The sequence below is a fragment of the Burkholderia stagnalis genome (genome assembly GCF_902830275.1).
In the GTDB taxonomy this organism is placed as follows: domain Bacteria; phylum Pseudomonadota; class Gammaproteobacteria; order Burkholderiales; family Burkholderiaceae; genus Burkholderia; species Burkholderia stagnalis.
Genome location: NZ_CADESW010000031.1, coordinates 14,478 through 38,266, shown reverse-complemented (window position 1 = coordinate 38,266; position 23,789 = coordinate 14,478). Strand labels below are relative to the sequence as shown.

The window sequence follows — 23,789 nt, the reverse complement described above, 5'->3', positions numbered from 1 at the left end:
GCTCGGCGGCGTCCCGCGCGATTGTACAGAGGATTGGGCCGCCGGCGTATGACGCCCGGCCGGCAGCATTCGGGCGACGGCGATTGCCGGGAGTCGCCGCTTTGCGGACGACGCCATGCATCGTGGCGCGCCCGTGCCGTCACTCACTCGCGGCGCATGACGCGCCGTGCTCCTTCACGCGTCGAACTTCACCCGGCCGATCTCCGTGCCGCTCGTGCCGAGGTTCGCATTGACGATCCAGCAATCGCCACCGTTCACCTAGCGCACCGCCCATCGACCCATGATGCCCGCGCTGGCGAACAGGCGAAGCCGCGCCGACTCCCAGTCGGCGAGTGCGCGCACCCGCTCCTGTCGCGCATCGGACAGGGCCGCTTGCGCCGAAAGCAGCTCGAGAATATCCCCCGCTCCGTGCGCGTAACGATTGCGTGTCGACGCCAGCGCCGTTTCAGCGGCATCCAACAGCCTTGCAGACGCGTCCAGATTGCCGATCGCCGACTCGGCGTCAGCATGCGCCTTCAGCACCTCACGCAGAATCTGCTGTTGCGTGTCGAGCAGTTGCGCATGTGCCTGTTCGGCCTGGGCCTGCGCCCCGCGAATCCGGTAGGTCCGCGAAAAGCCTTCGAAAAACGGAATCGTCAGGGTCAGGCCAATGCTCGTCTGTGTTGAACGCAATGACTGCAATCCCTGGTTCGGATAACCGTTCCGGGAAAACGTACCGCTCAAATCCAGCGTCGGCATGCCCTCCGATCGCGCCGTCGTCACCTTCGCCTTCGCAGCCTCCCATTGGGCGCGCGCAGCCCTGATTTCCGGATGAGACCCTTCCGCCTCGCGAAGCCAGTCGCCCAGCTCGCGCAACGCATCCGTCGCAACCGGCGCCGCCGCCTCCGTCACGTCGATGCGTGTGTCGCCCGGCAGCCCCATCGCATAAACGAGTTCCGCGCGAGCCCCGGCCACGTCTGCGCCGGCCCGCCCCGCAGCCAGCCTCGCCTTCGCCAGCGCCGTTTCCGCCTGCAGCGTGTCGCTGCGGGCCGCGACGCCTTTGGCCAGACGCTGACGCGACGCAAGCACCGTAGATTCGGCAAGACCGACAGATTCGGTACGCGCTTCAAATGCAGCTTGCGCGTTTTGAACATCGAAATAGCTTCCGATGACATCCGCCACAGCTTTCTGCATCGCGGCGTCGTGGCTCGCCAGCGCGGCCGTCAACAGCTGCTGCGCCGCACCCCGGTTTGCGGCCCGCCCGCCGAAATCGAGCAGCCGCCAGTTCATGCTTGCATTTGACGTCGTGCCGGTGCCATGGGTATTCATCGACGGCGCCTGCGGATAACGGCTATGCGCGCCGAGCCAGTTCACCGACCCATTGAGCGTCGGCAGCCATGCCGCCCTCGCCTCGCCCAACGCCGCCGCCTGAATCTTGATCGACGCCCAGGCAACCCGGATTCGCGGGTTGTGGCACAGCGCATGGTCGACGGCATCGCCAAGCGTCAGACGCTTCGTCAGCTCGACGGACGACGGACAGGCAACAGGAGCATCGTCGCCCGGAAGCCCAACGCCCGTGTCCAGCACGGGCGGCCGCGTCAACAAGGGATCGGTCAGCACATCCGGCACGCCCGCTGCCTGGGCCTTGCACGCGATCAGAACCAGCAGTGCGCCATGCATCCGTCGGCTGCATGTGAACCAGCGCAAGATTCTAGCGCTCACGCAAACTCTCCCGGCCGTGCTGCAGCAGCGGCGAAAGCACGTATTCGATCACCCGGCGCGTACCGGTCTTGATCTCGACGCTGCCCGACATCCCGGGAGACAGCCTGACTTCGCGGCCATCCACGAGCAGCATGGCGCGATCGAGTGTCACCTTGACCGCATAGATCAACCCTTTCTTCTCGTCTTCGATCGCATCGCGCGATACATGACTGACGGTCGCCGGCACGGTCCCGTACTTCGTGTACTCGAACGCATCGATCTTCACGCTTGCCGGCTGCCCTTCCTTGATGAATCCCACGTCGCGGTTTTCGATGAACGCCTCCATTTCCACCGCGCTCGCCAGAGGCACGATCTGCATCAGCGGCTGCGCGGCCGGCACCGCTGTGCCAACGGTATGCACCGCAAGCTGCTGCACGGTACCGTCGACTGGCGCGGTCAGTTGCAACAGCTCGCCGTGCGCCTTTGCTCGGCGCACGTCCTGTGTGGACGCGTCCGCGACTCGCTGAGCGTCGTGCTGCGCGTCCTGTGCATTTCTGCGCGTTTCGGCCACCAACGCCGCGCGCTGGTGGCGCGCATCAGCCAGTTGCCCTTCGATGTCGATGCGCTGCTGCTCCGCCTCGATCCACGCGTGTTCGGCAACATCGTGCGTTTTCAGGAGTTCGGCGTAGTCCCTCGCCCGACGTGCGGCGAGCGGAAGCGCTTGACTGTAGCGACGAATTTCGCCATCGAACCGATCACGCCGCGCGACAAAATCACGCCACTGATCCATCAGGTGACGCTCGGCTTCACGCAGACGCTCAGACGGCACCCCTTCGATACCGGAAAGGCGAGGCGGTCGCCCCGTTTCGATCGCGTCGATCAAGGCCCGAGCCCGCGCAACCTGCAACGCCGCGTTCAACCGATCGCCGTCCGCCTTCTGCCGCTCCGCGTCGATGACGCGCGTATCGAGATCGATCAGCGCGTCGCCGGCCTTCACCGTCTGGCCGTCGCGCACGTGCAGCGCCCGCACGCTCGCCACCTCCACCACCGCCAGCGTCTTGGTGCGCGAGGACGGGATGATCTTGCCGCTGCCATTGACGATGATGTCGATCTTGCCCAGGCACGCCCAAGCGACAAGCGTTGCAACCAGCAGCATGAGGATGCGCGCGACCCAACGTCCCGCCGGCGATACGGGTGCCGCTCGGACGGCCAGGGCCGCCGGCAGGAATTCGGCCTCCTGTGCTTCGAACTTTGGCAGCGTCATCCGATGGCGTCGTTGCCAGCAGTGGAGCCAGACATCCCGGTAGCGTTCGTACAGTTCGCACCACGCCTTTACCCGTTGTCGCACACTCATGCACATGCTCCCGAGACTGCACGTCCGTCCTGCTGCAATGCGTGCAGGCGTGCGTAAATGCCTCCCTGCGTACGCAGCAACGCGTCGTGCGTGCCGCTCTCCACGATCTGTCCGCGTTCCATCACGAGAATCCGGTCCGCGTCGCGCACCGCCGAGAGCCGATGCGCAATGATCAGTACCGTGCGCCGCTCGCAAATGCGACGCATATTGGCTTGAATGACCGCCTCGGACTCGTAGTCGAGCGCGCTCGTCGCTTCGTCGAAGATCAGGATGCGCGGGTCCGTCATCAACGCACGTGCGATCGCGACGCGCTGACGCTGTCCGCCGGAGAGCCCCGTGCCATGCTCGCCGACCACTGTGTCGTAACCTTCCGGAAGTTCGCAGATGAATTCGTGTGCGCCGGCCAGTTTCGCTGCGTCGATTACCGCATCGATCGACGCAGTCGGCCGGGCCAGCGCGATGTTGTCCCGTACCGAGCGGTTGAACAGCGTGTTCTCCTGAAGCACGACGCCGATCTGCTGCCGCAGGCTCGCCGTATCGATTACGGCGATGTCATGACCGTCGACCAGCACCCGGCCGCGATCCGGCACGTAGAGGCGCTGCACCAGTTTCGTCAGCGTGCTCTTGCCTGACCCCGAGCGGCCTACGATGCCGATCACTTCGCCCGCCGCGATCCTGACGGAGATCTGCCGGATCACATCGCTCGCGTCCGGTCGATAGCGAAACGATACCTGGTCGAATTCGATTGCACCTTCGAGACGCGGCAGTCGCGTCTTTTTGCCGGCCGCTTCGGGCGGCGCATTCAGGATGTCTCCGAGCCGGCCCATCGAAATCCCGACCTGCTGGAAATCGTTCCATAGCTGCGCCAGGCGCAGGATCGGACTGGATACCTGTCCGGCCAGCATGTTGAACGCGACGAGCTCCCCGACGGTCAATCTGTTGTCGATGACGAGCGTCGCGCCAATCCACATGATCGCCGCCGTCACCAGTTTGCTGACCAGCATCACGCCGCCGCTCGCAATGGTCGCGACATTGGTCGCCGACAGCGCCGCACTCACGTAGGCAGCCAGTTGCCGGTCCCACCTGTCCGTCCATCTCGGCTCGAGCGCCATCGCCTTGACCGTATCGATACCGCTGATGGTTTCGACGAGGAACGACTGATTCTCGGCACCCTTGTTGAACTTCTCGTTCAGACGCCTCCGGATGATCGGCGTAAATACGACGGACAGCAGGACATAAAGCGGGATCGAGACGACGACGATCAGCGTGAGCCACGCGCTGTACCAGAGCATCACGCCCAGGAAAACAACCGAAAAGGCCAGGTCCATCACCAGGGTTACGGCATTGCCGGTGAGGAAGGCACGAATATTCTCCAGCTCGCGAATGCGCGCCACCGAATCGCCGACGCGGCGCGCCTGGAACCAGGCCAGCGGCAACGCCAGCAAATGGCGGAACAGCCGCGCACCGAGTTCGACGTCGATCTTGCTGCTGGTGTGCGCGAAGACCCAGGTCCGAATCCCGGAAAGCGCCGCTTCGAACAACGTCGCACCAATGAGGCCGACCGCGATCACGTTCAATGTCTTCATCGCGTGGTTGACCAGCACCTTGTCCATCACCACCTGGAAAAACAGCGGCGTGGCGAGACCGATCAGTTGCAGCACCAGCGAAATCACGAGCACTTCGCCGAGCAGCTTTCGGTAGGTCACGATTGCCGGAACGAACCAGCTGAAATCGAAGCGCGCGAGCGTACCGGCAATACTGCTCTTGCTCGTGAAGTAGACGAGTTCACCGGTCCAGATTTCGAGCAGCCGCTCTCGCGTCAATACCGCCGGGGCCTCGCCCGGGTATTGAACCAGTACCCGGGGTGAACGCGTACCGTCGCCAGCCTGGTACTGCCCGATCAGGAAGTAACCGCCATCGCCTTTCGCCTGCGCGACCGCCGGCAGCGGCGCCCGTTCGAGCCGTTCCGGGTCTTGTCGAACGGTCCTTGCCGTCATGCCAAGCGAACGGGCGGCTCGCAGTATCGTCTGAGTATCGAAGCGGCCGAAACCAAATTCATGCCGCAATGCGGCTTCGTCGGCGGCGATGCCGTGCAGGCTTGCCATCGCCAGCACGACGGCAAGGCCGGAATCGGCCTCCTGCGTCGCGCGCGAAGCAGCGGACGGCGGGATAGGGCTATCCATAGGGGAAGAAAGACAGGACAAGGAGTGTGATGCGGATGGGAAATACGCCGCCCGGCCGGGCCTGATGCCCGACCGGGCGGAACAACTTCCGACGACGGGCGTTATCGCCAGTTCGCAGCCAGCGTCGGCGCGAGGGCTGCCTGCTGTTCCGACGACAGCGTCACGGCACCGGTTGCAGGTGGCGCCCAGGCCGCCATGGCCTGCACCAGTTTCTCGACATCCGAATTGACGAGCGTTCGGCCATCGTCCGTCCGGATCTGCTCGACCTGATACCGAGAACCCAGGTACCAGTCCTGGACCGTGGCTCTATCGCCGGTGCCCAGAATGCTGATCTCGAGATCGTTGCCGACGTGACGGAACCATAATTGGTCCGCGGATACGCCACCGCCGACGCGGATCACGTCGCTGTTGCCGAGCGTATCGTCGTCTTCCCGAATCGTGTCGCGTCCCGACCCACGACCAAAACGGTACGTGTCGTTGCCCAACCCACCCACCAGAATGTCATTGCCTGCGCCGCCATCGAGCACGTTGTTGCCTCGGTTGCCGATGATCGTGTTGTCGAGTGCATTGCCGGTGCCATCGATGTCCTCGTTCCACAGTTTCAGTGCCTCGGCGGTGTAGATTGCATATGCATTTGGTACGTTTGCTGCCGATCTGAAATCCTGAATGCTCAAGTAGCGGGTCATGTCGCTGATGCTCTGGCGGCCGGAATCTGCGATATAGAAACCCTTCAGAGCACCGTCGGCCTCTCCATATACCGCTCCCGTCACCGTGACGACGTGATTGACGCCGCCGTTGTCGAGATATGCGCCATCCGCCCAGAGCCGGCCCGCATTCAACGCGAGAATCACGCCGCGGCCGCTGCGGACCAGATTCGCGATCGCATGCTCGTCGTAACCGGCAAGCAGATTGTTCGCAATGCCATAGCTCTTGAGCAGCGCCTGTTGCTGAATGTAATTCGACCCGCCTCGCTGGTAGTCCGTCGCGGCCGGGCTCGTGACGGCCCATTGGTTGTCGATCGCGCGCCGGACTACCTCTCCCTCGGTGGTCGGCGTTCCGATCTGCGTGAGCAGGTTGGCGATCGACGTCAGCGCACAGGTTCCCTGGAACGTCGGAACCGCGTCACCCTGCATGTAATCCAGCTCGTTCGCCTTCGGATAGCCATATACGAGTACGGGCGCGCCATCGACGAGACCTTTCTCCGGTTTGCCGAAGTCCAGCAGGTTCAGGTTTTCGACATGGTCTCCCAGTGCATAGCTGATCTTGCTCTGTACCGTGTCGACGCCTTCGCCCGCCAGTTCCACAACCCGGTCGCCGACGTTGTCCACATAGTAGGTATCGTTGCCTTTTCCGCCGATCATCGTGTCGGCGCCGGTGACCCCGTCGAGGATGTTGTCCGCACTGTTGCCGACGATCCGGTTGTCGAGCGCATTGCCCGTGCCGTTGATGTTGAACCCTTCGACGAGGCGCAATTCTTCCAGGTTGGCGTTGAGGATGTAGTTCGCGCTGCTGATCACCGTGTCGTAACCCTCGTTCGCAAACTCGAGAATCACGTCGTTGACGCTGTTGACGATATAGGTGTCGTTGCCCTGCCCACCTTCCATGTGATCCGCGCCCGCGCCGCCGTCGAGGTAGTCGTCTCCCAGACCGCCGAGCAGCGTATCCCTGCCGTCGCCGCCATAAAGATAATCGTCGTCGGACTCGCCGGGACCGAGTGTCCGCTTCGCCTCGTTGTGGGCGGTGAAACCCACCAGGAGATCGTCACCTGCACCGCCATACAGAATGTCGTTCCCGACTTGGCCGAAAAGACGGTCATTGCCATCGCCACCGTATAGCCGGTCGTTGCCGTCCCCGCCCTGAAGTTCGTCGTTGCCGGCTTCACCGTAGAGCAGATCGTTGCCGAGCCCGCCCATGATCAGATCGTTTCCGGCCCCGCCGTAGATCGTGTCGTCATCGGTTTCCCACGCGGCCAGAGACTGTTTCGCCTCATTGCTAGCGGTAAAGCCGACAAGAATGTCGTCGCCGTCTCCGCCCCAGATCGTGTCGTTGCCCACGCCGCCGAAGATCTTGTCATTGCCCGATTCGCCGGAAAGTACGTCGTGGCCGTTGCCACCATTCAACACGTCGTTGCCCGCGCCGCCAAAGAGTCTGTCGTCACCGTCTCCGCCGTCGAGGAAATCATCGTCGTTACCGCCGTCGAGATAGTCGTTGCCGAGTCCGCCGTACATCGAATCGTTTCCGTTACCGCCATACAGCGTGTCATTGTCGGATTCACCGTATGCGAGCCACTGCTTCGCGTCGTTGCTTGCCGTGAAGCCGACCAGAACGTCGTCGCCATCGCCGCCCCAGATCACGTCGTCGCCAGCCTCGCCGAAGATCCTGTCATGGCCTGCCTCGCCGAGAAGCCTGTCGTGGCCTTCATCGCCGTGCAATTCATCATTGCCCGTGCCCCCGAACACCGTGTCGTTCCCGTGGCCGCCGCAGACGAGATCCGCCCCGTCGCCGCCATCCATGTAGTCGTTGCCGAGGCCGCCCCACATCCGGTCGTTGCCGAAGCCGCCGTACATGACGTCATCGTCCGTCTCGCCCGGCGCAAGCGTCTGCTTGCTTTCGTTCGCTGCGGTAAAGCCCATCATGATGTCGTCGCCATCGCCGCCGTTCATGATGTCGTTGCCGGCCTGACCGAACAGCTTGTCGTTTCCGATGCCACCGTCAAGCACGTCGTTGCCGGCGCCACCGTTGAGTTCGTCATTGCCCTCTTCGCCGTACAACCTGTCGTCGCCCTCATAGCCGAACAGGGTGTCGTTGCCGGTTCCGCCCCACAGATTGTCGTTGCGGTTGCTGCCGCCCATCACGTCGTCGCCGCCGCCAGCGAGGAAATTCACGAGCAGGCTGCTGTTGATCCAATGCCCGTACGACGCGTAGTAGTTCGCATCGAATACGTCGTTTCCATCGGTCCCGACGAGACAGGAGCGGTTGTTGTTATGGACCTTGATCTGATTCGGGCCGAAAAAGATGAAGTCGCTGCCATTGATCCAGTACAGTTTTTCAGTGTCGCGCAGCGTTCGATAGTTCGAGAACGGGACGGCTGGTGCAAGGTACATTCGACCGGGCTGCGCCGCCTCCCAATGTTTCGCAGGCGCTGCAGCCGGCGCCGATGCATGGCGGTGGTTGCCGCGCGTGATGACGTCGTAGTCGACCGCCCGGATTTCGGCGATGCCGGCCTGCGCCAGGGTTCTGAATTCACCGGCGTCGCCGATACCATCCTCGTTCGCATCGACCCAGACTTGCAGCCCGTCCAGTTCCGCGCCGGACAGCTTGCCGTCACGGTTCGCGTCACGCGACCGCAGCGAGTTCACGCTTAATCCCCACCGGTTGGCGTCGAGCAGTACGGGGGTCTTTTCGGCAATGGATGCTGCAGTGTCCAGTGCGGCGCTTTTCGCTTCGTAGAAGGCGCCGATCGGGTTGTACCAGCCATTCGGCATCGTGAAGCCGTAGTCGTTTCTTCCGCCGTAGGTCAGCGTTTTGGAGATGATCTGGCTCAGGTCCAGGTAACTCGTGCCGCTCAACAAGCCCGCTGTGCGATACCGCGACAGCAAGCTGTCCGCGAAAATCGCGTCGCGCGCGTTCGACAGGTCGTATCGCTGGCCGTTGTTCACCACGAAATTGCGGTCGGTGATGCCGTCGCCGTTGATGTCTTCGCCGACTACGCTGGCGCCGTCGCCGATGCGGGCCTCGGTTTTGATGTGGTCGAAGATGCCGTCGCCGTTGGTGTCGGTTTTGGTGGTAACGACTCGGCCGTCATCGGCATAGCGAGTCTCCTGAAGCTTGACGCCATGCGTTGCGTACCTCACATATTCCGTCATCTGGCCATTCGGCCCGTATAACGTTGCGGTGCCTAAAGTCCCGCTGACGTACTGGTTGATCTGTTTCGCACCGGTAGAAAATGTCAACGTCGTGGATTTGATAAAACCTGTCGCCAGATCCAGCGAATAACTCACTCCCACTACCGGTGCGTGAGATAAACGCTTGTTCGACGCTCCATGGGCCGCTCCATTTTGCTCATAGTACGTGGTATCCAGATTTGCCCCGGGACGCGCTCGAGCCACATAGTTTCCTGCCACCTCGATCATGACCTGCTCCAACACGTCAGCAGGCATCTTCCCGACGTTTGCATCGTAGACCTTGGTCAACGCGCTATTGATGTCAAATCCGGGGGCTGTGTTGTGATCTGAGCGATCTCCCAATACAGGAATCAACGTTCCGCTGTTCTTTTCGATCTCCCGGGCCACTAACCAGTTGTTATAGGCCGCCGCAGCTTCTTTTGTCACTCCTACCATGGCCGACAAGTGATAGTCATCCCGCATTTCAGCTGCATGATACTGATCGCGCGCTTGATCTTTAGCATGGTTGATATAGTGACCAATCTCGTGACTCAAGATGCCGACCAAGATACGCGAATCGATAGTATCGAACGAAACTCCTCCATAAATACCAAATACAATCCCTGGCCGCCTATGATCCCAGAATATCCCCTGCTCGTCTTTATTAACCGCAATTCGATCCAATTTTCCATCAATAACGTCTTCATTGTATTTCAGCATCTGATCAACAAGCAACGGACTTTTATTGATCAGATCAATGACATCCTGCCCCAACGCCACATTCAGAAACGCTTCCTCACGACCAGTTATCTGCGCCATATGCATCACCCTCTCTCGCGATTCATTGAAATATTAATTTGATGAACACAGCCACCACGGTCAATCGAAAAATTTGCCCTAGAATTCACACCCTTACTTTCGTACATGTATGCCCACCAAGTCAAATGAGCAATCGGATATTTCTCAACATCACCAAGCACATCAATCAAATCATATGGCGTGACACATATCACACCAACGTCTATCTGGAATGATAGACCAGCTCTATAAAAATCACTATTTTCCGGCCTGAATATTCGATAATTAAAATTACCATGTCTCTCGTATTCTTTAGAGGATGCAATGCGCCTCACCTCAACACCGTACCCCTTAATCGATTTTCCGCTCTTATCGTAGACTACCTCCTTCGCATCGAGTCGGTAGTCAATCCTCAGCCGACTCGCAACGAAATCAACATTTCCCAAGTCACCAGAATCCACGACAGCCTTGACATCAATCAAAAACTGCCGTGGCGTCCGGACTGGAAATTCATCAACAGACGTAATCGCGCACGCCGAAAGCAAGCCACCAACCATAACCAGCACAATATTTTTCACATGAAACTCCCCATCTCGATTTACATGCCCCCCCCAAACGAGTCGTCGCAATCCATATGCAAATCACGTCGGCGCACGCCCCCCCCAACGAGAAACAGCTGGCAAATACAATCAAACTCAATCGAAACTTAGAGAAATACAAATCACCAGCATGAGCGCAAAATACAGTGCCGCAATACCGATAAATTTCGACTTCTCAACAGCGCCGGGCGGCAAAGGAAATACTCTTCCCGACACCGGTTACAACTTCCTCCATAACACGCCACCTCAGCAGTGCATCTTCCGGCGCGAACCAAGCAATAATTGCACCGGCGATATTCAATATCAGAATTTTTTAACTGAAGCGACAAATCCGAATTGCACCGCCCACGAGATTCGCCAATTTATTCCCATTGATTTTTTGATATTGCGAACCCCGTCGACTTGACTCGCGAATCGAGTTGACATTCATGACCTGCTTTCCAAGCAGGCGCATTGCGCGAGCCATGAATTCTTCCGACTCACTGTCCGCATCGATACCCCCATTTCGACTTGCGTCCTTCTATCATATGCATTCCTAATTTTATAACTCGAAATGCATGAAAAATTCGTTATCTGCTACACCTCGTCCAGCCGACGCACAGCACCATGAAGATATCGAAAGAATTGAAAGAAAACAAGCGCCGCCTTAATTTTCATACATTTACGATATACCCAATCGAAATCCGTACTTGTCTTATTAGCCACCTTCAGCCAATCACCACCCCAATTACCGAAGGAGATATAACCGCATGGCGCCACACAGGCAAATCAGAAGCATTTCACCGGGGTCAACATCATCAACTCAGTTATATCCGCCAGTCAGTCAAAACTCCTCAGAAACGACAAAGCCGGCTCTTGGCCGGCTTTGTCACAACGAAAGGTGATCGACTGTCAGTTGCAAAGCTCAATCAGCGCCTCGCAACCACACCACCTCCGTACTCCTTCACACGTCGAACTTCACCCCCTGCGCCAGCGGCAGCTCCCGGCTGTAGTTGATCGTATTCGTCGCACGACGCATATACGCCTTCCACGCATCCGAACCCGACTCGCGCCCGCCGCCCGTTTCCTTCTCGCCGCCGAACGCACCGCCGATTTCCGCGCCGCTCGTGCCGATGTTCACGTTGACGATCCCGCAATCGCTGCCCGCCGACGACATGAACTGCTCGGCCTCGCGGATGTCGTTCGTGAAGATCGCCGACGACAGGCCCTGCGGCACCGCGTTGTGCAGGTCGATCGCGTCCGCGAAGTCGTCGTACACCATCACGTACAGGATCGGCGCGAACGTTTCGCGCTCGACCACCGCCGTCTGCTTCGGCATCCGTACGATTGCCGGACGCACGTAGTACGCATCCGCGTGACCGACGTCGACGCGCTCGCCGCCCTTCACCTCGCCGCCCTGCTCGCGCGCATCCACGCGTGCTGGACTTGCCCCTGCATGACCGGACACTCGGTCACGCTTAGGTTGGAGAATTTGCTTGCTGGCGGAACTCGCGTGGCGAGCGGTATTTCAAGGCGCTATGTGGATGCGACTCGTTGTAGTGGTCGAACGCAATGGCCAGGTTCTGCAGCGCCGTTCGGGCGTCGGGCTTGGGCATCCACGAAACGTAATCACGCTTCATCGTTTTGACGAAGCTCTCGGCCATTCCATTGCTCTGCGGACTTCTGACGGGTGTCGTGACCGGCTTCAAGCCGATTTCCCGCGAGAACGTCAACGTCTCGTCGGCAATGTAGCAGGAGCCGTTGTCGCTCAGCCACTCGATTTCGCTGTCAGCTTTCAACGCACCGGCGAAACGGTTTTCGACCGCCTGAAGCATCACGTCGCGCACCATGTCGCCGGTGTAGCCGCCCGTGGTCGCAGCCCAGCTCATGGCTTCCCGGTCACAGCAGTCCAGTGCGAAGACGACGCGCAAAGGGGCGCCATCGTCGCAGCGGAATTCGAAACCGTCCGAGCACCAGCGCACGTTGCTTCTGTCCACCGCGACCTTGCCATCGTGCCGACGCGTCGAGCGGGCATGACGAGGTCGACGTTCGAGGAGGAGGCCGTGGCGGCGCATGACGCGATACACCCGTTTTGCATTGACGCGAGGTTGGCCCAGCGCGTCCCGGCTTCGCCTCAGCAGCGCCCATGCACGCCGGTAGCCATATGTGGGCAGGTCAGCAACCAGTGCTTGAAGTTCGGTGACGAGCGGCATGTCGTCCAGTGCGGGCGTCTTGCGCCGGTCGCCCCATTCAGCGGGGCGCTTCAATTTGACCGCGAGATTCGAGCGCGACACACCCAGGACGTGCGATCAACTGAGCATCGAGCCGACTACGGTCGACGCTATCCAATCCCCGGATCATTGCGTTGCTTAGATCATCAAGGTTCTGCCACATTAGCCTTGCATACTCGGCGCGAGCGGCAGCATCGGCGGATAGCCTGGTCATATTTGCCGAAAACTGCTCCATATGAGCGGCAGATTTTTCCAATACCTGCTTTACCCCCTCTCCGACGCCTCCCAGTGCATCCCACTCATCAAGTTCGTACCAGGCCACGACTCACTCTCCTTTCGACAAAAAAACATTGGACAAATGGAATCGAATCCAACCAAAACTTAGAGAAATACAAATAATCTGCGCCCCGCCAGCAAACAAAGGCCCCACCAAACCGAGCCACAAACGCGAACCGCTGATCGCAATAAAATTCAGCTCGTAGCAATACCCCTCAATCAAAAGAAAAACACTACAAAAAAACAAAATTGGAACCATGAAAATCACCTTGAGCCTTTCCCTCAACGACAATTTTCTATATACCTCTTTCGCCTTGGCCTGCCCCGCATAGAAAAGACGGCACCCCACTATCAACCTAAACGGAAATGCCGCAAGCATGAGTGCAAAATAGAGTGCCGTGACATCAGGGAATTTCGATTTCTCAACAGCGTTGGGAAGTAGCGGAAATATTTTTCCGACATTGATTACGACCACACTCAGAAATGGCCAGCGCATCAGCGCGTCCTCCGGTGCAAACCAGGCAATCAATGCTCCGGCGGCATACAGTACCAGAATGGCTGGACTAAATCTGTAAAGCGCGATCATCCAACCAATGAGACTTCGACATTCAACCTCATCGGCTTTCCCTACTGACGACAGCGGCTTATCTAGCAACCTCGCTCGGGAATCGATATTATTTTCACTCCCTCTCCCATGATCCGGCAAACAATGCAAGTCATCGCTTTGCTCCTGCCTACCGCCCCCCCGCCTCCATTTCGGCTCGCGCCTTTCATCCATCTCCACTCCCAAGCTCATACGGTTCCTCACACCCAGTTATTTTCATCATATGCACCACCCTCTCTCGCGATTCATTGAAATATCAATTTGACGGACACAACCGCCACGATCAATCGAAAAAGTTGCTCTAGAATTTGCATCGTTTCTTTCGTACATGTATGCCCACCAAGTCCAATGAGCAATCGGATACTTTTCGACATCACCGAACACAGCAGTCAAATCGTATGGCGTGACACATATCACACCACCGTCTATCGGAAATGACAGATTTGAGCATCGAGCCGACTGCGATCACCGCTATCGAGTGCTTTGATTGCACCAACACTTAGCTCGTCGAGATTTTTCCACATGGTTCGAGCATATTCAGCTCGGGCCGCCGCGTCGGCGGACAACTTTGCGGAACTTTCTGCGATCCCCTCCAATTGGGTAGCAATCTTTTGCAAGGCTACTTTCACTCCCTCGCCAGATGCACCCAACGCGTTCCATTCATCGAGATCATACCAAGCCATGCCTTACCCTCTATCAACAATAAATACGCAGCACGACAAAGAAAGCATCGCCACAACACCTGCGACAAAGCAAATAATCAAATATCCGCCGGCAAACAATGGCCCAACCATTCCGAGCCATAATTTCGATTGCGCAACCGACACAAAATTCCAATCAAGATATTGGCCATGAAAAATCAAAAGAAAAACACTTCCTGATAAAAATAGAAATGCAACCAGGAACGCCCAGACTTTCCTTTTCCAGGAATAACCCAAGTATCCGAGAATTATCCTATCCCTCTCCGCGTAACAAAGGCGAAGCGCCTCGAAAATCCTGAGAGGTGTCGCGGACAGCATCAGGGTGAAATAGAGTGCCGTTACATCCGGAAACAAAGATTTTTCGATTGCCTTAGGGACCAGCGGAAATATTTCCCCAACGCCGGTCACAATTATCTTCAGTGCAGGCCAACGCGTCAGTGCATCATCCGGTGCAAACCATGCAATCAGCGCACCCGCCAGATGCAACACCATGAGCACCGGACTCCGGCGATAGAATTTGATCAGAAAATCAAAAAAATTTTGTATCCCTTTTTCATCGCCCCCCTCTGTCAACAGCGGTCCACAATGCGGCTTAGCCTTTTCTCGCTCGTCAGCACAAGCATGCCGCCTTGACTCACGCCTCTCTCCCATGTCGATACATAAATAATATTTCTACATGCTATAAAATCAAAACAACGAATCACACCATTCGTCGAGAAGATTCAACACCATCAAGATATCGAATATCAACGCTATTCACTGCCATCAGTGTTGCATTGCGACTTTCCTCCAGGTGTTTCGGCATCATTTTGGCGAACTCGGTTCGAACTCTGGCATCGACAGCAAGCTTTGCGGCATCGGCACTGGCTTGCCTCATCAGAGCGGCGGCCTTTTCCAAGGCTGCCTTGATACCTTCACCTGCGGCGCCAAGCGCATTCCATTCGTCAAGTTCATACCATGCCATCGCTTACCCCCAGAATTTCGAGCGCATCCATGAAAAGAAAATATAAGTCCAAACCAGACCTACCGATATACCAAACACCTCCATACCGCCAGCGAATATTGGACCGATCAGTCCAAGCCAAATTCTCGACTGTGAAATTGGCATGATGTTTATTTCGTAATATGGCCTCCCAAACACTAACGCAACAATCCAAAAACCAAAAAAGAATATAAGCGAAAACGAAACCAAAACCCTGCCTCGCAGAGACGCCCTCATTTTCCCGAGCGTATAATTTCGCTCCAAATAAAATATCCTCACCCCATCAAAAACCCTCATCGGCATTGATATATACATAACCGCAAAATAAAGCTCCGTGACCTCCGGAAATGCTGATTTTTTTGCCGCAGAATTCACCACTGGAGATATATCTCCCGCAATTGATGCAAGAGACCTCAAGACAGGATACTGCCCAAGTACATCTACTGGAGCAAACCATGCAATTAATGCGCCCGCGATATGCAACGCCAACATTGCAGGGCAATGACGATAATATTTTAGCAATGCCGGCAAACCGTCCCCTCGAGTCACATCAGATCATACAAATCAAAATATACATCCGAATATTTCGTCAGGCTATTTCATCACGCAAGCCGACACCGGCCACAAATACCCCCATAATTGGCCAATTCAGTAGTAAATCTACCGGGCGCGAACCACTTGATAGTCGCACCAGCAATATGCAATATCAGAATGACCAGACGGAAGCGACAAATCTGAATCACGCGCCCCACGAGACTTGTCGATTCATTCTTGTTGCTTTTGTTTTTTGATGTTGCCCACCCCATAGACTTCGTTCGTTAATCGAGTTGAGGCTCATGGCCTGCCTTCCAGTCAGATGCATTGCACCACATGACTTGTGTCGACTCCGTAACCGCATCGACACCTCCACTTCGATTCCCGCCTTTCGTTCATATGTATTCCTAATTTTATGGGACGAAACTCCATGAAAATCCATTACCAGCCGCACCTCACCCAGCTGATACACACAACGCCATGAAGATATCGAAAGAATTGAAAGAAAACAAGCATCACTTTAATTTTCATACATTTACGATATATTCAATCGAAATCCGTACTTGTCTTATCAGCCTTCCTTCTTCCATTCACTGCCCCAATTACCGAAGTGAATATAACTACACGACGGCACGCGGACAAATCCGAACCATGTCACTCGATTCAACGTCATTAGCTCGGTTATATCCACCAGCCCATCACATCCCTTCAGAAACGACAAAGCCGGCTCATGGCCGGCTTTGTCGCTAAAACAAAAGCAATGTATGTTCAGTCGCGTCGTACTTCCAGCACACACGCGACCAAACAACCGTTATTCCGCATCACACGTCGAACTTCACCCCCTGCGCCAGCGGCAGCTCCCGGCTGTAGTTGATCGTATTCGTCGCACGACGCATATACGCCTTCCACGCATCCGAACCCGACTCGCGCCCGCCGCCCGTTTCCTTCTCGCCGCCGAACGCACCGCCGATTTCCGCGCCGCTCGTGCCGATGTTCACGTTGACGATCCCGCAATCGCTGCCCGCCGCCGACATGAACTGCTCGGCCTCGCGGATGTCGTTCGTGAAGATCGCCGACGACAGGCCCTGCGGCACCGCGTTGTGCAGGTCGATCGCGTCCGCGAAGTCGTCGTACACCATCACGTACAGGATCGGCGCAAATGTCTCGCGCTCGACCACAGCCGTCTGCTTCGGCATCCGTACGATCGCCGGACGCACGTAGTACGCATCCGCGTGACCGACGTCGACGCGCTCGCCGCCCTTCACCACGCCGCCCTGCTCGCGCGCATCGCCGAGCGCCTTCTGCATCGCATCGAACGACGCGCGATCGACCAGCGGGCCCACCAGCGTGCCCGCTTCCAGCGGGCTGCCCACCTTCACCGACGCATACGCCTTCTCGAGGCGCGGCAGCAGCTGGTCGACCACGCTGCGATGCACGATCAGGCGGCGCAGCGTCGTGCAGCGCTGGCCGGCCGTGCCGACCGCGGCGAAGGTGACGGCACGCACGACGAGATCGAGATCCGCGCTCGGCGCGACGATCATCCCGTTGTTGCCGCCGAGTTCGAGGATGCCGCGCGCGAGGCGCTGGCTCAGCACCTTCGCGACTTCCTGGCCCATCCGCACGCTGCCCGTTGCGCTGACCACCGGCACCTTCTTCGACGACGTCAGCACCTCGCCGACATCGCGCATGCCGAGCACGAGCTGGCTCAGGCCTTCCGGCGCCACGCCCGGATGCGTCTTGTCGAACTCGCGCAGCGCCTTGCCGAGCAGCACATGGCAGGCGATCGCGGTGAGCGGCGTCTTCTCCGACGGCTTCCACACGACCGGATCGCCGCACACGAACGCGAGCGCCGCATTCCACGCCCACACCGCGACCGGGAAGTTGAACGCCGAAATCACGCCGCACACGCCGATCGGGTGCCACGTCTCCATCATCCGGTGGCCCGGGCGCTCGGACGCGATCGTCAGGCCGTACAGCTGGCGCGACAGGCCGACCGCGAAATCGCAGATGTCGATCATTTCCTGCACTTCGCCGAGGCCTTCCGACGTGATCTTGCCGGCCTCCAGCGTGACAAGGTGGCCGAGCGCGGCCTTGTGCTCGCGCAGCACGTTGCCGAACACGCGCACCAGTTCGCCGCGAACCGGCGCGGGCACCGTGCGCCACTTGAGGAATGCCTCGTGCGCGGCGTCGATCTTGCGCTCGGCGTCGGCAGGGCCGTCAACGGCCAGCGTCGCGAGCGTCGCGCCGTCGAGCGGCGAACGCGCGGTCAGCGCATTGCCTTTCCACTGGGCGAGATCGATGTCGAGCGCGGCAAGAATGTCGTTGAATTGCATCACTTCCTCTTCAGGGACAGATTGATCGGTGCGGCGGCAAGGCCGCCCGCGTGTTTCGATTGGAGCGCGTTCGCGCGCCATGTGCAAGCGGATGCGCGCCCCGGCGGGCCGCTGCGCATGCCCTCGCCTCACGGCGCACGATTCCATGAGCAGCATTGTCGATGGCCACAAGTCGGTCGGCTATTGATATTAACTCACGACTTCATTCCGAAAACGCATCACACGACGAGGTCCAGTCCGCCCTTTCCAGACCCACGTTGGGACGGGTCCCGGGCCTTGGCTGGCGGCCAGGCACACACCCGCCGCGCACTTCGCGATTCGGCGTTACTTGATGACGAACGCGCATCAACTAGTTCGAAAATGTCGTTTGCTGACGACGCTTCGACCCCACACAATCTGATCGGCGTCAAGGCGTGCGGCACAGCACCCGGCGCAGCGACGGTCGTGAAGCCCCGCCTTACAGGGCTCGGCCGGACCTCAGACGAAGACGACGCGCACATCGGCCGGGCTCCCCCGCGCACTGCGCGCTGTCGCCGCCGCCAGCAGGCGACGGGCGGACGTGCCGCGCTTCGTTTCCCGAAAACAATCCCGGAGACAGCGCCCAACACCCATGCGCCCAGATTCCCACCCCGATTCCGCGCCGCCGTCCGGCTCGCGTGCCCCGAAGCCCCATCTCCACCGCGCGCTGCAGGCGCGCCACCTGCGCATGATCGCGATCGGCGGCTCGATCGGCACCGGCCTGTTCGTCGCGTCCGGCGCATCGATCTCGCAGGCCGGCCCCGGCGGCGCGATCGTCGCGTACATGGTGATCGGCCTGATGGTCTATTTCCTGATGACGAGCCTCGGCGAGATGGCGGCGTTCATGCCGGTGTCGGGCTCGTTCGCGACCTACGGCGCGAAATTCGTCGACGAAGGCTTCGGCTTCGCGCTCGGCTGGAACTACTGGTACAGCTGGGCCGTGACGCTCGCGGTCGAGCTGGTCGCCGCGCAGCTCGTGATGCACTACTGGTTCCCGCATGTGCCGGGCGTCTGGTGGAGCGCATTGTTCCTCGCGCTGATCTTCGCGCTCAACGCGCTGTCGGTGCGCGGCTTTGGTGAAGCCGAATACTGGTTCGCGCTGATCAAGGTGCTGACCGTGGTCGCGTTCGTCGGCGTCGGCCTGCTGATGATCTTCGGCATCATGCAGGGCGGCCCGAGCGCCGGCTGGGGCAACTTCACGATCGGCGACGCGCCGTTCGCGGGCGGCTGGGCCACGATGCTCGGCGTCGCGATGATCGCGGGCTTCTCGTTCCAGGGCACCGAGATGATCGGCGTCGCGGCCGGCGAATCGGAGAACCCGCGCACGACGATCCCGCTCGCGGTGAAGCAGATCTTCTGGCGGATCCTGCTGTTCTACGTGTTCGCGATCGTCGTGATCGGCGTGCTGATTCCGTACACCGACCCGAACCTGCTGAAAAGCGACGTGACCGACATCGGCGTGAGCCCGTTCACGCTGGTGTTCCGTCACGCGGGCCTCGCGTTCGCGGCCGGCGTGATGAACGCGGTGATCCTGACCGCGGTGCTGTCGGCCGGCAACTCGGGCATGTATGCGTCCACGCGGATGCTGTACAACCTCGCGACCGAAGGCCGCGCGCCGAAACTGTTCGCGAAGCTGTCGCCGGGCGGCGTGCCGCGCAATGCGCTGTATGCGACGACGGCGGTCGGCGCGCTGTGTTTCCTGACCTCGCTCTACGGCGACAAAACCGTATACCTGTGGCTGCTGAACACGTCGGGCATGGCCGGCTTCATCACGTGGCTCGGCATCGCGGTCAGCCACTACCGGTTCCGCAAGGGTTTCCTGAAGCAGGGCTACCGGCTCGAGCAGTTGCCGTACCGGGCGAAGTGGTTTCCGTTCGGCCCGCTGTTCGCGTTCGCGCTGTGCCTGATCGTCGCGCTCGGCCAGGATTATCAGGCGTTCCTCGCGAACAAGATCGACTGGACCGGCGTGGCCGCGACCTACATCGGCCTGCCGTTCTTCCTGGCGATCTGGCTCGGCTATGCGCTCGTGCGCAAATGCCGGCTCGTGCGCTACGAGGACATGGAGATCGCGCCGTGGGTTGAGCGCAATGCGGCACCCGAGCCGGCGCCCGCCGCCAGCCCCGTCTACCCGGTCTATGTCGCCGGCCCCGCGAACCCGACGCCGGGCGCATGACCCGGCCCCGCGCCGGCGGCCATATGAAGACGGCGGCCGGCGCCGCCCCACCCGCATTCGACGCGGCGCGCGCGTTCAGGCAAGATCGACGCGCACCGCATGGTTTTCCGCTGTTCACCCGTTACAGAATCAGAATCGCATGCAGAATTTCTACGAAGCCACCGTTACCCGCCAGCCCTATCCGCAACTGACCGGCACCGTCGACACGCAGGTCTGCATCGTCGGCGGCGGCCTCGCCGGGCTGTGCACCGCGCTCGGCCTCGTCGAGCGCGGCGTGCGCGATGTCGTCGTGCTCGACGGCGAACGCGTCGGCTACGGCGCGTCGGGCCGCAACGGCGGCTTCGTGTTCGGCGGCTACAGCCTCGACAATGCGGACCTGCTGCGCACGCTCGGCCGCGACGAAGGCCGCCGCCTGTACCGGCTGACCGTCGACGCGGTCGACCTGATCCGCGCGCGCATCGCGCGCTACGGCATCGATTGCGACATCGTCGACCGCGGCGTGATGCTCGCAAATTGGTTCGACGATCCGTCGCGGCTCGCCAGCCTGCGCACGCTGATGAAAAGCGAATTCGACGTCGACTGGGAGCCGGTCGCCACCGACGCGCTGCGCGCCCGGCTGAAGACCTCGCGCTACCACGGCGGCCTGTACGAACCGAACGCGTTCCACTTCCATCCGCTGAAGTACGTGCTCGGCGTCGCCGCGGCCGCGGCGAACGGCGGCGCGCGGATTTTCGAGCAGTCGCCCGCGCTCGGCATCGCGCGCGACAGCGCCGGCTACGCCGTGCGCACGCCGCACGGCACGGTGCGCGCGAAGGACGTCGTGTTCGCGTGCGGCGGCTATGCACGCGGCGTGTCGCCGCGCATCGAGCGCGCGGTACTGCCGATCGCGACCTACGTGATCGCGACCGAACCGCTCGGCGCGCGCCTCCCCGATGCGATCGACGCGCCGTATGCGATCTACGACACGCGCTTCGCGTTCGACTACTACCGTCCGCTGCAGGACACGCGGATCCTGTGGGGCGGCCGGATCTCGGTGCTCGACCGCGGCCCGGACGCGATCGCGCGCCTGCTCAAGCGCGACCTCGTGCGCGTGTATCCGCAGCTCGCGGACGTCAAGGTCGAATACGCATGGGGCGGGCTGATGAGCTACGCGCGGCACAAGATGCCGCAGATCGGCCGCGACGCCGACGGCGTCTGGCACGCGATCGCGTTCGGCGGCCACGGCATGGCGCCGACCACGGTCGCGGGCGAAACGCTCGCCGCCGCGCTGGCCGGCGAGCGGCCGGTGCCGGACGGCTTCGCGGCGTTCGGCCTGACCCGCACGTTCGGCCTCGCGGGCCTCGCCGCCGCGCAGCTCACGTATACCGCGTACCAGGCCCGGGACGCGCTCGCGGCATACCGCCACTGAGCGCCCGCGCGGCGGCTCGCGGGGCACGGCGACGCGTATACGGACTAGAACGAAAGGTCCCAAAACGGGAATTTTCCACATGCTAGAATGCCCCGTCCAAGTCGCCGCGTAGCCACAATAACGTCACATGAAAACAGGAAGCAAGGCCGCCACGTCCGACAACCGCGCGCTGCCGTCCGATGCGCGGCGCAAATACGATCCCGAGCAAACCAAGCGCAACATCCTCGACGTCGCCACGCAGGAATTTTCCGCGATGGGGCTCGCCGGTGCGCGCGTCGACGCGATCGCCGAGCGCACCAACACGACCAAGCGGATGCTCTATTACTACTTCGAAAGCAAGGAAGGCCTGTACGAGGCCGTGCTGGAGAAGGTGTACGGCGACATCCGCGCGCTCGAGCAGGAATTGCACGTCGGCGACATGGAGCCGCTCGAAGGCATGCGCCGGCTCGTCGAGTTCACGTTCGACTACCACGACAAGCACCGCGATTTCGTCCGTCTCGTGTCGATCGAGAACATCCACGGCGCGAAGTATCTCGAACAGCTGAAGTCGTTCAAGAACCGCAATGTCAGCATCATCAAGACGCTCGAGGAATTGCTCGAGCGCGGCGCGGCGAGCGGCGCGTTCCGCCAGGACATCGACGCGTTCGACCTGCACCTGCTGATCAGTTCGTTCTGCTTCCATCGCGTGTCGAACCGCTACACGTTCGGCGCCGCGTTCGGCCGCGACCCGTCGGCACCGCGCCTGCGCGCGCGGCATCGCGACACGATCGTCGAAGCCGTGCTGCGCTACGTCGCCGAGTAACCGCCGTCAGTTCTCCAGGCTCCCCGCCACGCAATGACTGTTCGCGCCACGCGGGCGCGCATCGGATGTCAGCCGCACACCAGCAGCTCGATGCCGCGCGCGTTCAACGCGCGGCGCACCGCCTTGTCCGGCGTGCGCTCGGTCACGAGATAGCGCACCGCTTCGGTGCCGTTGATCCGCACGGGCGTCACACGGCCGAACTTCGAGTGATCGGCGACGACGGCCACCGTCGCGGCCGCGGCGATCATGCGGCTGCGCACTTCGGCCGCAAGCCGTGAATAGTCGGTGAATTCGCCGTCGGCCGTGATGCCGCCCGCGCCGACGAACGCGAAATCGACGTGGTATTGCGCAAGCTGCTGGATCGTGTCGAGGCCGAACGTCGCGTCCTCGTCGTCGGACAGCTCGCCGCCGAGCAGCGTCACGCGGTTGCCGTTGCGGCGCGCGAGCACGAAGGCCGTGCGCCAGTCGTTCGTGTAGACCGCCAGCCGGTGCCGGTCGGCCAGCGCGAGCGCCACCGCGTGCGGCGTGCTGCCGGAATCGATCAGCACCGACGCGCCGTCCGGCACGAACTCGGCCGCGCGCCGCCCGATCACGCGCTTCGCTTCGGCGTTCGCCGCCTCGCGTTCGGACAGGCTCGGCTCGCGGCGGTCGGCAGCCAGCGCGCCGCCGTGCGTCATCACGAGCAGGCCGCGCGCGGCCAGCGCGTTCAGGTCGCGCCGCACCGTCTCGCGCGACACGTCGAGCGAACGCACGAGCTCCGCCACCGACAGCGCGCCCGACCTTCCGAGTTCCGACAGAATGAATTGGTGACGTTGTTCCGCCAGCATCGCGCGACGCGCCCGGGGCGCCAGTGAATGGGTAGCGCGCCATTGTAGTACGACCATTTGACGACCGCGTGTATGCCGGGCGGCCGCCCCACGCCACGAAATTCTGAATTGCCGGCAGCGCGGGAATCGGCGCGGCGCAGGGTTGCTACACTTTGCGTTTCGCCGAACGACAGACCATCCAGGGAGCTTGAGCGATGTATCGCAAAGGCGTAGTGCTCGAAATCCAGTTTCCGCCCGAACGACTCAACGACGCCGCCGGCGATCCGTTCTGGATCGACCTCACGCTCGACGAGGCCCGGCGCCTGCATCAGCAGCTCGCCGCGCGCTTCGCGACCGAGACCAGCGCGAACCAGCCGCTCGACACCTTCTCCGTCGACTGATCCCGGCGCGCCCGCGCCGGGCGCCGCGCGGCCGAGTGCAGGA

Annotated in this window: 18 protein-coding genes and 2 pseudogenes; 5 read left to right on the top strand and 15 right to left on the bottom strand. The window is 60.5% G+C overall.

What is annotated here, in order from left to right:
• Positions 1 to 258 precede the first annotated feature (258 nt).
• The 5 genes from HWY45_RS33705 to HWY45_RS33685 form a co-directional block, all read right to left on the bottom strand.
• Positions 259 to 1,659 (bottom strand): TolC family protein, encoded by a 1,401-nt coding sequence (locus HWY45_RS33705; RefSeq protein ID WP_059885238.1) that lies wholly within the window; start codon positions 1,657 to 1,659, stop codon positions 259 to 261.
• Positions 1,660 to 1,690: 31 nt separating this feature from the next.
• Positions 1,691 to 3,034, bottom strand: coding sequence for an HlyD family type I secretion periplasmic adaptor subunit (locus HWY45_RS33700; protein WP_059885235.1), 1,344 nt, complete (start codon positions 3,032 to 3,034; stop codon positions 1,691 to 1,693).
• Positions 3,031 to 5,217, bottom strand: a complete 2,187-nt coding sequence (locus HWY45_RS33695) for a type I secretion system permease/ATPase (RefSeq protein WP_059885233.1) — start codon at positions 5,215 to 5,217, stop codon at positions 3,031 to 3,033. Before HWY45_RS33695 ends, HWY45_RS33700 begins: the two co-directional genes overlap by 4 nt.
• Positions 5,218 to 5,318: 101 nt before the next feature.
• On the bottom strand, positions 5,319 to 9,920 hold the full coding sequence (locus HWY45_RS33690; RefSeq protein ID WP_059885258.1) for a calcium-binding protein: 4,602 nt from the start codon (positions 9,918 to 9,920) through the stop codon (positions 5,319 to 5,321).
• 5 nt (positions 9,921 to 9,925) lie between these two features.
• Complete coding sequence (locus tag HWY45_RS33685; protein WP_150999242.1) at positions 9,926 to 10,477, bottom strand: hypothetical protein; 552 nt, start codon at positions 10,475 to 10,477, stop codon at positions 9,926 to 9,928.
• A gap of 151 nt (positions 10,478 to 10,628) precedes the next feature.
• Here HWY45_RS33685 and HWY45_RS33680 point away from each other — a divergent pair, with 151 nt between their 5' ends.
• Positions 10,629 to 10,904, top strand: coding sequence for a hypothetical protein (locus HWY45_RS33680; protein ID WP_150999244.1), 276 nt, complete (start codon positions 10,629 to 10,631; stop codon positions 10,902 to 10,904).
• A 537-nt stretch (positions 10,905 to 11,441) separates the two neighbouring features.
• On the opposite strand, the pseudogene HWY45_RS33675 reads toward HWY45_RS33680, so the two are convergent.
• From HWY45_RS33675 to amaB, 9 genes and pseudogenes are all read right to left on the bottom strand, one after another.
• A pseudogene (locus HWY45_RS33675) lies at positions 11,442 to 11,918 on the bottom strand (aldehyde dehydrogenase family protein); the annotation flags it as partial.
• Between the two features lie 37 nt (positions 11,919 to 11,955).
• Positions 11,956 to 12,780 (bottom strand): annotated as a pseudogene (locus HWY45_RS33670) (IS3 family transposase); the annotation flags it as partial.
• Positions 12,728 to 13,030, bottom strand: a complete 303-nt coding sequence (locus HWY45_RS33665; protein ID WP_150999245.1) for a hypothetical protein — start codon at positions 13,028 to 13,030, stop codon at positions 12,728 to 12,730. The gene HWY45_RS33665 and the pseudogene HWY45_RS33670, both read right to left, overlap by 53 nt.
• A gap of 3 nt (positions 13,031 to 13,033) precedes the next feature.
• Positions 13,034 to 13,780, bottom strand: coding sequence for a hypothetical protein (locus HWY45_RS33660; RefSeq protein ID WP_230946971.1), 747 nt, complete (start codon positions 13,778 to 13,780; stop codon positions 13,034 to 13,036).
• A 233-nt stretch (positions 13,781 to 14,013) separates the two neighbouring features.
• On the bottom strand, positions 14,014 to 14,271 hold the full coding sequence (locus HWY45_RS33655) for a hypothetical protein (RefSeq protein WP_150999247.1): 258 nt from the start codon (positions 14,269 to 14,271) through the stop codon (positions 14,014 to 14,016).
• Positions 14,272 to 14,274: 3 nt separating this feature from the next.
• Entirely contained in the window at positions 14,275 to 14,781 is a 507-nt protein-coding gene (locus HWY45_RS33650) for a hypothetical protein (RefSeq protein ID WP_150999248.1), read from the bottom strand.
• A 208-nt stretch (positions 14,782 to 14,989) separates the two neighbouring features.
• Positions 14,990 to 15,253, bottom strand: coding sequence for a hypothetical protein (locus HWY45_RS33645; protein ID WP_150999250.1), 264 nt, complete (start codon positions 15,251 to 15,253; stop codon positions 14,990 to 14,992).
• A gap of 3 nt (positions 15,254 to 15,256) precedes the next feature.
• Positions 15,257 to 15,802 (bottom strand): hypothetical protein, encoded by a 546-nt coding sequence (locus HWY45_RS33640; RefSeq protein ID WP_150999252.1) that lies wholly within the window; start codon positions 15,800 to 15,802, stop codon positions 15,257 to 15,259.
• Between the two features lie 824 nt (positions 15,803 to 16,626).
• Positions 16,627 to 18,138, bottom strand: a complete 1,512-nt coding sequence (gene amaB, locus HWY45_RS33635; protein ID WP_059885229.1) for an L-piperidine-6-carboxylate dehydrogenase — start codon at positions 18,136 to 18,138, stop codon at positions 16,627 to 16,629.
• Between the two features lie 610 nt (positions 18,139 to 18,748).
• On the opposite strand from amaB, the gene HWY45_RS33630 reads away from it, so the two are divergent.
• The 3 genes from HWY45_RS33630 to HWY45_RS33620 all read left to right on the top strand — a co-directional run bounded on the left by HWY45_RS33630 (position 18,749) and on the right by HWY45_RS33620 (position 22,539).
• Positions 18,749 to 20,329 (top strand): amino acid permease, encoded by a 1,581-nt coding sequence (locus HWY45_RS33630; RefSeq protein WP_059885227.1) that lies wholly within the window; start codon positions 18,749 to 18,751, stop codon positions 20,327 to 20,329.
• Between the two features lie 139 nt (positions 20,330 to 20,468).
• Positions 20,469 to 21,737 carry an NAD(P)/FAD-dependent oxidoreductase gene (locus HWY45_RS33625; protein ID WP_059885226.1) on the top strand — a complete coding sequence of 423 codons (1,269 nt, stop codon included), beginning with the start codon at positions 20,469 to 20,471 and terminating at the stop codon, positions 21,735 to 21,737.
• 127 nt (positions 21,738 to 21,864) lie between these two features.
• The gene (locus HWY45_RS33620) at positions 21,865 to 22,539 is read left to right on the top strand and encodes a TetR/AcrR family transcriptional regulator (protein WP_059563133.1); all 675 of its coding nucleotides are present in this window, start codon (positions 21,865 to 21,867) and stop codon (positions 22,537 to 22,539) included.
• Between the two features lie 68 nt (positions 22,540 to 22,607).
• On the opposite strand, the gene HWY45_RS33615 is transcribed toward HWY45_RS33620, so the two are convergent.
• Positions 22,608 to 23,366 (bottom strand): DeoR/GlpR family DNA-binding transcription regulator, encoded by a 759-nt coding sequence (locus HWY45_RS33615; protein ID WP_017331234.1) that lies wholly within the window; start codon positions 23,364 to 23,366, stop codon positions 22,608 to 22,610.
• 194 nt (positions 23,367 to 23,560) lie between these two features.
• Here HWY45_RS33615 and HWY45_RS33610 point away from each other — a divergent pair, with 194 nt between their 5' ends.
• The gene (locus HWY45_RS33610; RefSeq protein WP_017331233.1) at positions 23,561 to 23,746 is read left to right on the top strand and encodes a hypothetical protein; all 186 of its coding nucleotides are present in this window, start codon (positions 23,561 to 23,563) and stop codon (positions 23,744 to 23,746) included.
• Positions 23,747 to 23,789: the final 43 nt, after the last annotated feature.

What these genes read in the sequence shown, in the direction of transcription:
- HWY45_RS33660 (WP_230946971.1), bottom strand. Translation starts at nt 13,780, where the DNA reads ATGAGCTTGGGAGTGGAGATGGATGAAAGGCGCGAGCCGAAATGGAGG.
- HWY45_RS33690 (WP_059885258.1), bottom strand. Translation starts at nt 9,920, where the DNA reads ATGGCGCAGATAACTGGTCGTGAGGAAGCGTTTCTGAATGTGGCGTTG.
- HWY45_RS33625 (WP_059885226.1), top strand. Translation starts at nt 20,469, where the DNA reads ATGCAGAATTTCTACGAAGCCACCGTTACCCGCCAGCCCTATCCGCAA.
- HWY45_RS33650 (WP_150999248.1), bottom strand. Translation starts at nt 14,781, where the DNA reads ATGGTGTTGCATCTGGCGGGTGCGCTGATTGCATGGTTTGCACCGGAT.
- HWY45_RS33655 (WP_150999247.1), bottom strand. Translation starts at nt 14,271, where the DNA reads ATGGCTTGGTATGATCTCGATGAATGGAACGCGTTGGGTGCATCTGGC.
- HWY45_RS33645 (WP_150999250.1), bottom strand. Translation starts at nt 15,253, where the DNA reads ATGGCATGGTATGAACTTGACGAATGGAATGCGCTTGGCGCCGCAGGT.
- amaB (WP_059885229.1), bottom strand. Translation starts at nt 18,138, where the DNA reads ATGCAATTCAACGACATTCTTGCCGCGCTCGACATCGATCTCGCCCAG.
- HWY45_RS33700 (WP_059885235.1), bottom strand. Translation starts at nt 3,034, where the DNA reads ATGAGTGTGCGACAACGGGTAAAGGCGTGGTGCGAACTGTACGAACGC.
- HWY45_RS33695 (WP_059885233.1), bottom strand. Translation starts at nt 5,217, where the DNA reads ATGGATAGCCCTATCCCGCCGTCCGCTGCTTCGCGCGCGACGCAGGAG.
- HWY45_RS33615 (WP_017331234.1), bottom strand. Translation starts at nt 23,366, where the DNA reads ATGCTGGCGGAACAACGTCACCAATTCATTCTGTCGGAACTCGGAAGG.
- HWY45_RS33610 (WP_017331233.1), top strand. Translation starts at nt 23,561, where the DNA reads ATGTATCGCAAAGGCGTAGTGCTCGAAATCCAGTTTCCGCCCGAACGA.
- HWY45_RS33620 (WP_059563133.1), top strand. Translation starts at nt 21,865, where the DNA reads ATGAAAACAGGAAGCAAGGCCGCCACGTCCGACAACCGCGCGCTGCCG.
- HWY45_RS33705 (WP_059885238.1), bottom strand. Translation starts at nt 1,659, where the DNA reads ATGCATGGCGCACTGCTGGTTCTGATCGCGTGCAAGGCCCAGGCAGCG.
- HWY45_RS33630 (WP_059885227.1), top strand. Translation starts at nt 18,749, where the DNA reads ATGCGCCCAGATTCCCACCCCGATTCCGCGCCGCCGTCCGGCTCGCGT.
- HWY45_RS33680 (WP_150999244.1), top strand. Translation starts at nt 10,629, where the DNA reads ATGAGCGCAAAATACAGTGCCGCAATACCGATAAATTTCGACTTCTCA.